11 protein-coding genes are annotated in these 12,604 nt (G+C 34.8%); 9 read left to right on the top strand and 2 right to left on the bottom strand.

The window, feature by feature from the left end; all coding sequences use genetic code 11:
- Together H964_RS09675 and H964_RS09670 are read left to right on the top strand one after the other, a co-directional pair.
- A partial coding sequence (locus tag H964_RS09675) for a glycosyl hydrolase (RefSeq protein ID WP_156823683.1) occupies positions 1 to 1,335 on the top strand: 1,335 nt, incomplete at its 5' end.
- Positions 1,336 to 1,585: 250 nt separating this feature from the next.
- Positions 1,586 to 3,310, top strand: a complete 1,725-nt coding sequence (locus H964_RS09670; RefSeq protein WP_039767124.1) for a peptidoglycan DD-metalloendopeptidase family protein — start codon at positions 1,586 to 1,588, stop codon at positions 3,308 to 3,310.
- Positions 3,311 to 3,502: 192 nt separating this feature from the next.
- Here H964_RS09670 and H964_RS12430 read toward each other — a convergent pair whose 3' ends face one another.
- Entirely contained in the window at positions 3,503 to 3,676 is a 174-nt protein-coding gene (locus H964_RS12430) for a hypothetical protein (RefSeq protein ID WP_156823682.1), read from the bottom strand.
- 192 nt (positions 3,677 to 3,868) lie between these two features.
- Entirely contained in the window at positions 3,869 to 4,501 is a 633-nt protein-coding gene (locus tag H964_RS09665; protein WP_039767121.1) for a flavodoxin family protein, read from the bottom strand.
- A 982-nt stretch (positions 4,502 to 5,483) separates the two neighbouring features.
- Between H964_RS09665 and cas6 the strand changes: the two genes are divergently transcribed.
- From cas6 to H964_RS12425, 7 genes are all read left to right on the top strand, one after another.
- Positions 5,484 to 6,269, top strand: coding sequence for a CRISPR-associated endoribonuclease Cas6 (cas6, locus tag H964_RS09660; RefSeq protein ID WP_011917900.1), 786 nt, complete (start codon positions 5,484 to 5,486; stop codon positions 6,267 to 6,269).
- Between the two features lie 32 nt (positions 6,270 to 6,301).
- Positions 6,302 to 7,942: a type I-B CRISPR-associated protein Cas8b1/Cst1 gene (gene cas8a1, locus H964_RS09655; protein ID WP_039767118.1), complete on the top strand. Its 1,641-nt coding sequence runs from the start codon at positions 6,302 to 6,304 to the stop codon at positions 7,940 to 7,942.
- On the top strand, positions 7,939 to 8,868 hold the full coding sequence (cas7i, locus tag H964_RS09650) for a type I-B CRISPR-associated protein Cas7/Cst2/DevR (protein ID WP_011917898.1): 930 nt from the start codon (positions 7,939 to 7,941) through the stop codon (positions 8,866 to 8,868). Before cas8a1 ends, cas7i begins: the two co-directional genes overlap by 4 nt.
- 2 nt (positions 8,869 to 8,870) lie before the next feature.
- Positions 8,871 to 9,620 carry a type I-B CRISPR-associated protein Cas5b gene (gene cas5b, locus H964_RS09645; protein WP_039767115.1) on the top strand — a complete coding sequence of 250 codons (750 nt, stop codon included), beginning with the start codon at positions 8,871 to 8,873 and terminating at the stop codon, positions 9,618 to 9,620.
- The gene (gene cas3, locus H964_RS09640; protein WP_237738269.1) at positions 9,607 to 11,934 is read left to right on the top strand and encodes a CRISPR-associated helicase Cas3'; all 2,328 of its coding nucleotides are present in this window, start codon (positions 9,607 to 9,609) and stop codon (positions 11,932 to 11,934) included. The genes cas5b and cas3 overlap by 14 nt, the downstream gene beginning before the upstream one ends.
- Before the next feature lie 29 nt (positions 11,935 to 11,963).
- Entirely contained in the window at positions 11,964 to 12,479 is a 516-nt protein-coding gene (cas4, locus tag H964_RS09635) for a CRISPR-associated protein Cas4 (RefSeq protein ID WP_039767110.1), read from the top strand.
- Positions 12,480 to 12,484: 5 nt separating this feature from the next.
- The coding region (locus H964_RS12425; RefSeq protein ID WP_193353825.1) for a CRISPR-associated endonuclease Cas1 at positions 12,485 to 12,604 on the top strand (120 nt) is incomplete at its 3' end.

Below are 12,604 nucleotides of genomic sequence, written 5' to 3'. Positions count from 1 at the left end.
GAAAATGCAAAGTTTTCTGGGAAAGGCTATATACTGTTGTTTGGAAACAACATGGGAAATGCACTCTATAACATAAAAGTTCCAAAGACAGGACATTACATCTTTACTCTTGCAATCTCAACGCTTGGGCTTGTAAAGGATGGTAGTATTGATATCTGGATAGATGGTGATTTGAAAGGCGGAGCGAAGGTTCCAAACGTAAAGGGTAAGTTCCAGGAAGTGGTTATAAGAAAGAAGATTTATTTAACAGCAGGTGACCACACAATATCACTGCAAAAATCTGGTGGATACACAATTGCGGTTGACTATTTTGTGATAGAAGAGATTGTTGCGGCAAATAAATCAAAGCTTTCAGTTTCTTCAAAGTTAGTAACGCCTAATCCACATCCCAATGCACAGAGACTTATGAATTATTTGGCGAGCATTTACGGTGAAAAGATTTTATCCGGTCAGCAGAGCAGCGGTGAAGGCAAAGAAGTTCAGATGATTTTTAATGTCACAAAAAGATACCCAGCTGTCAGAAGCTTCGATTTCATGGACTACTCACCAAGTAGGGTAGAACACGGTGCAAGAGGCACAGATGTGGATGAGGCAATTAAATGGTGGAAGAGTGGCGGCATAGTTGCGTTTTGCTGGCATTGGAATGCTCCAACAGGTCTTATTGACCAGCCGGGCAAAGAGTGGTGGAGAGGCTTTTACACAGAAGCTACAACATTTGATGTAAAGAAAGCTATGGACAATCCTAATTCAACTGAGTACAAACTGATTTTAAGGGATATAGATGCAATTGCTGAGCAGCTCAAGAAACTTCAAAAAGAAGGGGTACCGGTTCTCTTCAGACCACTGCACGAAGCGTCTGGCGGTTGGTTCTGGTGGGGAGCTAAAGGACCAGAGCCATATATAAAGCTTTGGAAGCTTATGTTTGACAGGCTCGTAAACTATCACAAGCTTAACAACCTTATCTGGGTATGGAATGGTCAGGATGCGGCTTGGTATCCGGGAGATCAGTATGTTGATATAATTGCAGAAGATATATATGAGGAAAAAGCTCAGTACTCCCCATATACAGAGAGGTTTGTGAAGGCTCTCAAGTACACAAATGCAAACAAGATGATAGCACTTTCTGAGTGCGGAACTATTCCTGACCCGGCTGTGCTAAAACAAGAAGGTGTTTCGTGGCTGTGGTTCTCTGTATGGGCAGGAAACTATGTTATGACAGGCAGCAAATACAACGATGAATGGAACGACAATCATATGCTAAGAAAGATTTACAACAGCGACTATGTAATCACAAAAGATGAGCTACCTGATATCAAGAGCATACCATTAAAGTGAGAGAAAAACCAATTGTATAAGAAATGTAGAGGGGATTTTTAGAAGCGGAGATAGGGTATTTATGGGGCGATAAACTCCCTCCCCCTTTTCTCTTTTTTAACCTAAATACAAAAAATTGAACAATATTTACCTTTGACACATCAAACAATCTAAATTAAAATTAAAGTATAGTGTTTTGCATACTCAACATAGTATAAATTATATAAGGGTATTATTAATACCCTTTTTGTTTTTGTAAGGGGGTGTTTTTGTGGCAAAGCACACGCAAAAAAGTAAATCAGCTGCCACAGCCGCCGTGCCAGATAAAGAAAAAGCAAGGTTTGTTCCTAAAAATATTCAAGCTGAGATAAAAGAAAAGATTAAAGACACTGGTGAAAAAGTAGCAAAGGCTGAGGGTAAGGACAAAACACTTTTACAGTTAAAGCTGGAGAGCAACAAAAAGGTTGATAAGAAAAAATTCAAAAAGGATAGAAGTGCTGAGAGGAATAAAACTTCTTCAAATAGATTTTTAAGTTTAGATAAAATTAAATCCCTATATTCAAAAGAGATACATAATAAACTTTCACACATCTTTGAAGATGCAGTTTCTGAGGTTTATAGAATTTTAATGGGGCTAAAGTATATCAAAAAGGCGCCAAATTACACCGAAATAGTTCTGAAGGCAAAGATATTTTCAACCTTGATTTTGATGATTGTAATATTATTTTTAATCAACAAAATGCCTTCTACATACAAAAAAGCGTACGCAGTTGTTTTGAACAATCAGATTGTAGGGTATGTAAAGGACAAGACTGAAGCACAAAACCTTCTTACCCAGATTAAAAAAGAAGTAGAGGAAAGACACAATACAGACAGTTTCATTTTACAAAGTAAGCTTCAACTAAGGAGCATTGAGCCTGGTCAATATCGTGAGACAAGGGTTGATGAGCTGAAAAATACTATCATAGAAAAGGGAAAGGTCCTTGTAAAAAGGTATGCTATTTTTGTTAATTCAAAACCATATTTTGTATTTGAAAATCCACAAACTCCAAATAACATTCTTAACAAGCTAAAAAAGGTCTACTATAATGACAAGGCATCGCAGGCAAAATTCTTAGAGAAGGTAGAGATAAAACCAGTTTATGTCTCACCAGCTATTAAAGTAGCTGACGAAGCTACTGCCTTAACAAAGATTATGTTTGGAAAAGACCAGGTAATAGAATATACAGTCAAGGAAGGAGATACTCTTTGGGATCTGTCAAGAAAATATAATCTTGCAGTGGATGATATATTTGCATCAAACCCAGGACTTTCAGAGAAAATTATGCCTGGGCAAAAAATAAAACTTACAAAAGCAACCCCGCTAATAAACGTTATGCTGGAAAAAGAGGTTGAATATGAGGATGTGCTTCCCAAAGAAGTAAAGGTTATAAAATCAGAAAACTACTATACCACCCAAACAATTGTCAAACAAGAAGGTAAAGATGGCAGAGCAAAGATTCGTGCAAAGATTGTCTATATGAATGGGCTTGAATATGACAGGCAGATTATCTCACAGCAGCTTATCCAAAAGCCTGTTGAAAGAATAGTTGTTGTTGGGACTAAAAAACCACCTGCGTACGTTGCAACAGGAAGGTTTTCATTACCTGCTTGGGGGACTTTGACATCAAGGTTTGGTTACAGAGGAAGAGAGTTCCACGAGGGGATCGACTTAGCTATGCCATGGGGTTCAAATGTGTATGCAGCAGATGGCGGTGTTGTAGAATTTACAGGCTGGTCAGGTGGATACGGAAAACTTGTAATTATAAATCACAAAAATGGGTATCAGACCTATTATGGGCATCTTAGCAGGATTTTAGTATCGCCAGGGCAGAAAGTTGCAAAAGGTCAGCTGATTGCAAAGAGTGGTTCAACTGGACGCAGTACAGGTCCGCACCTTCACTTTGAGGTGAGAAAAAATGGTGTTCCTCAAAATCCTCTTAGGTATTTGAGATAAAAAACTCAAAAAGAGGCTGCCCACAAAAAGAAAGAAGGGCAACCTCTTTTTTTTTGTTTAGTCTCCATTTAATGGGTTAAGATTTATAAGAAAATTTATAAAGAAAGAAAACCCAGGTGTGGGATGGTTGGAACATTTCAATCTGCCACAGTGTATGATACATCACCATGTCAAATGTTCGAATGGTTTCTTTCAATGTTTGTATTTACTTATTACCGCGATGTTGATTTTATTGTAAAGATAATAATCAGCACCAATAATCACTGCTTTTACATATCTTTTGTAGAATATTCTAACTATTCTGAGCTGATATACACTTTTAAAGTTTAGGGCAAAAAACAATCCTTGAAAATAATTCTTATTCATGTAAAGATTAAAAAACACCTGAGCTGTACTAAGAAAAACTAAATTGTATTAAATTAATATTAAACGCTTGCCTAACACCAAATTCTGATCAACTAAAACTATACAATATAGTGGTAAATAAAACAATAAATACCTTAAATATTAGCATACAGGATTAACACTTTATTTTTTAAGCTGTGTAAGTTTTTCAGTTTATCTAACAAAGTTAGTAAATATCTTTGGTTCTTTTTCAGGCTCTTTTACATTACTTTTCCCATTTTCAACAAGCTTCAAAAGCCAAGCCATGTTCTTGCCAAGTACTCTCATTATCTGAACTCCTTCCTCATCCTGTAGAACTTCGCCAGGTAGCCTTCCATGAATAACATTCCAATAGTTAGAGGTTGCAATTAACATCTCAGCATAATTCAGATATTGCATGAGCTGGTTAAATGCTGTAATGCCACCTGAACGTCTTACAGCAACAAGTGCTGCCCCTACCTTATGTCTAAATAGACTTCCATTTACTCCGGCAACATAAAAGGCTCTGTCTAAAAATGCTTTCATTGTTGCAGAAATTGAAGCATAGTGAACCGGTGAAGCTAATATTATTCCATTTGTTTCTTTCATCTTTTGAATCCATTCATTTACTTCATCATCAATTACACACCTTTCATTTCTATTTATAGCACACGTGCCGCATGCAAGACATCCTCTGATTGCTTTGTCTCCCACTTGCACTATTTCAACTTCAATTCCTTCTTTTTGCAGCTCCTCGGCCACTATCTTTATAGCATGGTATGTATTTCCTTCCTTTCTTGGGCTTCCATTAAATGCAACCACCTTCATCAATGTTCACCTCACAAGGTTTTTTAAATATTGTTGCTTAAGAATGAGGATAGACTTTTGAGGAGCTTTTGTCAAGACATAGCTTTATACTTTGCATGCTGGTGCTTTTGTTGGGATAGTCTTTTTAGAGGTTTTTGTAGAGTTTTTTGTAAAGTAAAATAGGAAATTTTAAAATGGAGTGTTGAATGAAAAATAAACAGCTTGCATTGTGAGGGATGGTCAAAGGTTTAAAAGGCTTCATAACCAGTTTTATCCTTTTTGCAGCAAACCTATAAATTTAAGCTCAGCCTAAAAAAGACTTTTCTCTCAAGGGATAGAGCCTATTTTTCAAAATATCCTAAAACCTTAACTCCCACCTTGCTGCAAAATACCCCTCTTGAAGAGACTTATGAAATAAGCTATAATGAAAGCAACATCAATTTCTTCCGCCAACTTTTAAAAAGAATTGTATCTGAACTATGAGGGGTGTAAACACAATTTGAAAATACTTACAGGCCGTCTTGAAGAGAATTGTATCTGAACTATGAGGGGTGTAAACATCAAGAAGCAATGCATAAAGCCCGGCTTTCTTACGATTGTATCTGAACTATGAGGGGTGTAAACTTAACCCTTCAAGTCCGCCTCGCCTCGATATCGACCTGTTTTATCTGAACTATGAGCGATGTAAACGATTGATACTATTTTTAGAACTTTCATTGTTTTTATACAGTCTTATCTGGACTATGGAGCTGTTGAAACAAATCAAATTTTCTTAGTCTTCTTCTATAACGTTTCTTCTAAGTTAGTATTTCAATAATCTTTTTTATCACGTAAATACAACTTTAAAAATTTCTTATTTTGAGCTTGGATAGTTTTGATCATATTCTTTGTTCTCCTTTAAAAATTTTATTTGAAAAAGAAGGATTTTTACAGTTAATGTCGAAATATAATAAACAATACAGTTTAACGCAAGAATTTGTTAAAAAAGGAGAGATTGTTTGAGATGAGAGCAAAATTTATATTTGAAGTACACAATGGGTTTAACGAAACCAAGGAACTCCCAGTTTATTATAGAACCTTATTTATGGCTTTTTTAAAAAAAGCACTATCATCATACAATGAGGAGTATTTCAAAAGACTTTATTGGTGGGAGGATAAAAAGAATAAGTGGCAAAAGCCGTTTGTTTATGCGGTAAATTTGCCCAACATGAATTTTTCAGACGATAAAGTGCTGTTCAGAGGAGATATAGTTTTAAACCTTTCAACTTCCGATTATGAGTTTTTTGTCAATATCTACAATAGTTTAATCAGCAGCAAACTATATCCTCATAAATTGACTAATAACTGTGAAATCAAACTCAGGAGGGCATACCTTATAAAAGAACCAGAACAATTTTCTTCAACTATGACTTTCAAAACCTTTTCACCTGTGGTGATTGAGAAAAAAGAGGGAGATGACAAAATTCCGATTTTACCCTATGATGAAGGATTTGAAGAGGTTTTGAACGATGTAATTGACTTTGAAATTAGAAATATCAGAATTTTGCGAGGGCAAAATAGAGGACTTTATAAAAGAATTAGTTTCAAGCCAATAAATGTCAAAAAGATTGTTGTAAAGCATAAAATTTCTGAGTTTGTAGAAAACACCGGCAAAGAAATTATGTATCTTACAGGCTTTGGCGGTATATTTGAACTATCAGGACATCCTGATGATTTAAAAGAGATTTATCAAAATGGACTTGGATTTAGAAGAGGACAAGGGTTTGGTTTTATTGAAGTGGTGAGATAATAATATGAAAAATAAAAGGGGAATAGCAAAAAATGAAGGAGAGGGTTTATTTAGGTGATTGGGCTTATAATGCAGGGATTATAGGTTTTATTGAGATTATGCTGGATGGAGAAGATATAGATTCTCAAAACATTATAACTATTGGACCAAATTACATTGAATTTGAAAGAGAAAGTTTGCAAGGGTTTTCCGACAAGTTTTTTAAGAAAGCTTATCAGAGGTATCCAAGGACAGATGAGATTATAAATGAAGGGAAAGATTTACTGGCCCAACTAAATAATCAAAGTGATATAGACGAACAGCAGAGAGAGAGAGTAAGAAAGTTTAAAGATAGAGTTAATGGTTTTGCAAAACTGAACAGAGTTGCGAAAGAATATGGATGCAGTTTAGAGAAAAAATTTAATAAAAATGAAGCAGTAGATTATGTAAACACAATAATAAAGATTTTGGAAGATAGAAAACAGGAGTTTATGGAAAACGATGTAAAAGTTTATTTGAACAGTGTCAGCTCAGTATATGGTGAAGCAAGCTTTCTAAATAGGCAAATTACAGAAAACCTAAAAGAAAAGTTTTACAACGACTTTGAAAAACCTATAATAGAGAAGGCCAATGAAGAGGACAAGAAGTATCCCTGTATATTTTGCGGTGAGAGAAAAGCTAAAAAAGGTGCAATGTTTAACACAGGGATTGTGAATTTTCTTGGAGCAAACAAAGACAACAAGAATTTCTTCTGGAACTTTAAGCCTCAGCTGCCTATATGCGAAATCTGTGAGCTTATGTATTTCTGTATTTTTGCGGCCCTGACTGAATTTAGAGTTGGACAAACCAAAAGGTTTTACTTTGTAGATAAAAGTACTTCTGTTTTGGAGCTATATCAAGCAAATAAATTGTTTATGGAAATAATGTCAAAAGAAGAAAATTTACTCAAAGACAAAGGAATTTTGAACTTCATAAATGATTACTTATTGTTGAAACTGAGGGAAGAAAGCAAGTTTGCCCTAACTAACATTCTTTTTGTTGAAATAGATCTCTCTTCAGTTGCTCCAAAGGTTTATGGCTTCAATATATCCAAGCAAAAGGCTGAATTTGTAACCTCCAATTATGAATTTTTTGAAAATGTTGTGGGAACCAAAATAACTGTGAAAGACAATACCTTGTATCCTTTCCACGAGCTTTTGCAGAGGTTTTTAAATAATACGCTAAGCTTTCAGTTTGTATCATTTTTAGAAAGTCAGTTTATAAGCTCTAAAAAAGTGAATTCAAAAATTAAAACAAACCTTTCACCCTATAGGCTTCAAATGTTTAACATTATCACATATAAATTTCTAAAAAGCATAAAAAGAGGTGAAATGTTGATGGATGAAAAAAGTTTGTGGAGGATGTACTTTTTTGGACAGGAGTTAAAGAAAACATTCTTAAAATCAGGTGCAGAAAACAAGATAACGAGCCTTGCATATCGTTTGATTTCAGCACTTAGAATTGGTGACATAAACACCTTTATGAATTTGGTTATTAGAACTTATATGAACTATAACATGGAAGTACCGGCTTTATTTGTTTCGTGTATAAATGATAAAGACAATTTTTGCGCTTTAGGATATAGCTTTGTAAACGGGCTTTTAGGAAGTGAAAGAGATGAAAGATTAGAAAATGAGGAGGATGAGGAGAAATGAGTAAAAATGCAGGTATCACGATTACAGTTGTGTTTGAAGCGATGAGCTTGAATTATGGAGAGAGTGTAGGGAATATCTCTGAACTTAAAAAGCTCACAAGAGAAAATAAGGTGTATACTTACATGTCAAGACAGGCATTGAGATATGAAAAACACAAATTTATGCTGGAAAATTCAGAGTACAGGGAAGCGCCTGTAACAGGAGATGAGCAGGTTGTGCAGTTTACAAAAGAAGCAACAATCACCCAATACCCTGAAATAGATTTATTCGGTTATATGAAGACATCTGGACAAGGGCAGGGTGCACAGACAAGGACAGCAGTTGTCAAAATAACACCTGCTGTCTCTTTAGAAGAGTATAAAAACGACATAGAATTTGCAACCAATTTAAATTTAGCAAAAAGAGCAAATACCAATCCAAACCCTTATCAGCTTGAACAGCATAAGTCTCTTTACACCTATACTGTTTCAGTTGATTTGGATAGATTAGGTAGAGACTTTGATGAGAAGGGAAATGTCATTGAAGAGGTGCCTATTGAAGAAAGACTGAAAAGACTTTATACCCTCTTTGATGCAATAAAGTTTTTGAGCAGAGAAATCAAGGGAAGAAGAGAGAATTTAAGTCCACTTTTTGTAATAGGCGGACTTTATCCAGTTAAAAATCCCTTTTTCTTGAACAGAATTAAGATCATAAAAGATGACGTTGGCTATGCAATTGATGCAAGGTTACTTAATAGCACATGCGAACTGACTCTTCCAAATGGTAAGAAAGTTTATGATTATACTTTATTAGGATTGATAGAAGGATTTTTTGTAAATGAAGAACAACTAAAGAAACTTTTGCCGGATTCAAGTGGAACAATTGATTACTTCTTTGAAACTTTAAAAGAGAAAGCACAGAAATATTATAAAGAGGGGACAGTTTGAAGATGTCTCAAAAACTTCTGAAGATTAAACTTTATCAACCTTTTGCAAACTTCAGAAAACCTTTTTCATATGGAATAGTAGACTCTTACCCTCTGCCTCCGCCTTCCACTGTAAAAGGTTGGCTTCACAATATCTTGGGGGCAAAAAATGGAGAATATTACAAAATGGCTGTTTCTATTTGTGGAAAGTTTAATTCCATCGTTTATGACATTCAAAGGATCATAAAATTTGACAGATTAAGAAAAGAAGACTCCTCAGCTCCAATTTTGAAAGATGTCTCAGCGAGGGTAATAAATGACGTTATATATGTGACCAACCTTGTTGATGTGGAGCTATGTATACATGTAAATGCAGAACAAGAGATTTTAGAAAGGATTTCTCATAATATCTTTAATTCTTACTGGGGACTTGGAAGAAAAGAAGACTTGTTGAGAGTGGATGAAGTGAAGTTCTTTGAACCGCAAGTTATAGAGTATAGAAAGTATGTAAAGCATAATCTTCCTAACATTGGGATGTATCTAAAGACAAGTACTGCGGAGAAGTTGAGGGTTGATGGAATTAGATTCAGACTGAATAATCGTTATATAAAAACCAAAGATGGTCTTAGGATATTTACGAATAAAAAAGATGTAGTGTATTTTGAAAATCTTCAACATTTAAACCCTATAATGTCTGTTAGTGATAAGCTGTTAGTAGATGATGAAAATATTCTTATTGATTTAATAGGTGATGATGAGTATGAAAGCCTATGAGGATATAGAACTTTACGCAAAGCGATTTAAAACTGAGAAAGGTTATGAATACCAGACAATATACGAGCATACAATGACACTACTGCAGAATATGGAAAAATTATTCAAAGAGTATAGAGAGGAGATCAAAGAAGGTTTTCAAAAACTTCAGATTGACCTTGAGAGGTTCAAATATTTGCTAAAATTAGCAATAATATATCATGATTTGGGCAAGGCAAATTCAAACTTTCAAAGAAAGATAAGAGACAAGACAAAATCAAATGAGGTACCTCAAGTAAGGGGTTTGTCTGTGGAGGTACCTCATAACTTTATCTCAATAGCTTTTGTGGATTTGGAAGATGAGATAGACAAGGGGAATATCAGCCCAGAAGATTTTGAAAATTTGCTTTTTGCTATTGCATTTTCGCATGACAGGGGCTTTGATTTCAACTACCAATATTTTGAAAAATATATTTGTGAAGATGTTTCAAAGTATTTAAATAACAAGACATTACTTCCTTTGTTTAAAGAACTTCCTTCATTTCCTACCAAAGATGAAATAGAGAAGAGTTCAAACTATGTATATAGAACTATTGACTGGTTGAAAGAGGTCATGCTCAAAAGTTATACCGACCTTTACAATAAAAACGCAATTATGAGAATTCTTTTAAAAGGTTTTCTTCATAGACTTGATCATTCAAGTTCTGCAGAAGTTAGTACAGAAGAAGGAAAGATTACCGATTTTTCAAATAAGGTTGAGAGCTACTTGAAAGAAAAAGGGAATTTTGCCGGTTTTAAAGAATTTCAGCTAAAAGCTTTAGATTTCTCAACCCAGAATGTTATTTTATTTGCTCCCACAGGCAGTGGTAAGACAGAGTTTGGCTTAAACTGGGCAGGCAGAAGCAAGTTAATTTACACACTTCCAATTCGTGTTTCAATCAACGCAATGTACGAAAGACTGGTGAGAATTTTTGGTAGTGATAAGGTTGGAATATTGCATTCTGACAGTATGATTTATCTGCTTGAAAAGTATTCACAATCAGCTGAAGATGTCCAAGAGTTAGAATCCTTATTTGACAATGTAAACCTTGCGAGGAATTTAAGTTTTCCAATAATTGTAACAACCGGCGACCAGATTTTTACATCTGCTTTAAAATGGCCTGGTTTTGAGAAAATATATTCGTTATTTTTATACTCGAAGATTATAATTGATGAGCCACAAAGCTATTCACCAGAGTCGTTGGCAATTATAATAAAGACGTTAGAAGAAATAGTAAATTTAAATGGACGATTCTGCTTGATGAGTGCTACTGTAAATCCTCTTGTATTAAAGTATCTTGGAGATATTTCTGAATATTTACAGGCATATTCAGATGAGGAATTAAAAAAATGCTGGTCGCATGTTGTTTCGGTCAAACCACTTTCTATTTTAGATTGTGTAGATGAAATTGTGAATTGTGGGAAGCAACAGAATGTACTTGTAATATGCAACACAGTAAAAAGGTCACAGGAAGTTTATAAGGCTATAAAAGAAAGCATAAAGAATTTTGATGATGTTCCGGTTGAACTTTTGCATTCAAGATTTTTGGAAGGGCAAAGAAGGCAAAAAGAACATTTTATTCTTTCAAACCAGAGAAAAAATAGTATTGTAATTTCAACCCAGCTTGTAGAAGCGTCACTTGACATAGATTATGACGTTTTGTTTACGGAACTGGCTTCTGCAGATTCACTGTTGCAGCGAATGGGGAGAGTATACAGGAAAAGACCATATGAGGGGCAAAAACCAAATGTTATTATCCTAACAAAGGAACCAAGCGGAATTGGAAGAGTTTATCAGAAAGAAATTGTTACTAGAACAGAAGAGTTTTTGAAAAGGTTTGACGGAAGAAAAATTACAGAATATGACAAAAAAGAGCTAAATGAATATGCCTATGATGTTGAGGCACTTTCAAACACTAATTTCATGAAGAGTTTCAAAAAAGCATATGAACTTTTGAAGTTAGGATTTAAAGCAGATAGAAAAATTGAAGCTCAAAAGATTTTTAGGGATGTAGTTACAGTTGAAGGTATACCGAGGAAGGTATTCGAGGTAAATGAAGAAACAATCAGAGAGTGCCTGAAGAGAATAGGTTCAAAATCTTTAAGCCCTGTTGAGAAACTGCAGCTAATTTCAGCTGTTCGAAAGTACACTGTTACAGTTCCGGTGTACTTTTTCGCAAAAGGTGGAGCGAGTGAGTATAGCAAAAAGCTGGGTATATTCATTTTAAATTGTGATTATGACGACGAGTTGGGCTTGTTACCACCTAAGGAATCAGAAAAAGATGATATATGGTAAAAACTACAAAAAGAGAGTGAGCTTTCAAAATGTCAGAAGAAATTCAAGAACTACAAGACCTCAAATTCCAAGGCATTAAAATCAACTACCTTTATGTTTGCAAAAGAAAGCTTTGGCTTTTTAGCAAAAACATCACATTTGAAAATCGGTCTGACAAGGTCCTACTTGGCAGGATTTTGCATGAGTATTCTTATCCCAAAGAAGAGACAAAAGAGGTTTTGATAGATAATCTTATAATGATTGACATTCTATCAGATGGGGCAGTGAGAGAAGTAAAGTACAGCAGCAAAATGAAAGAAGCTGATATTATGCAGGTTATGTACTATCTTTACTATCTAAAACAAAAAGGGATAGAAAAGCAGGGTATAATCAACTATCCAAAGGAACGCAAAAAAGAAATCTTACAGCTTACACCTGAATATGAGCAAAAAGTAAAACAGGCACTGAGCGAGATAGAAAAAATAACCTCTCAGATAGTTCCACCGCCGGCTACAAAGCAAAAGATATGCAAGTCCTGTGCATACTTTGAATTTTGCTGGGGGTAAGTCTGATGCAAAAAACACTTTACATAACCTCAAATGGAAGACTCAGAAGAAAAGACAACACACTTTACTTTGAGACAGAGACTGAAAAGAGGTCAATTGATATCGAAAACATTGAACAGATACAC

The organism is Caldicellulosiruptor sp. F32 (genome assembly GCF_000404025.1).
Taxonomy (GTDB): domain Bacteria; phylum Bacillota; class Thermoanaerobacteria; order Caldicellulosiruptorales; family Caldicellulosiruptoraceae; genus Caldicellulosiruptor; species Caldicellulosiruptor saccharolyticus.
Note: the sequence above shows the minus strand (reverse complement) of the source record. Positions and strands in the feature narration are given on the sequence as shown.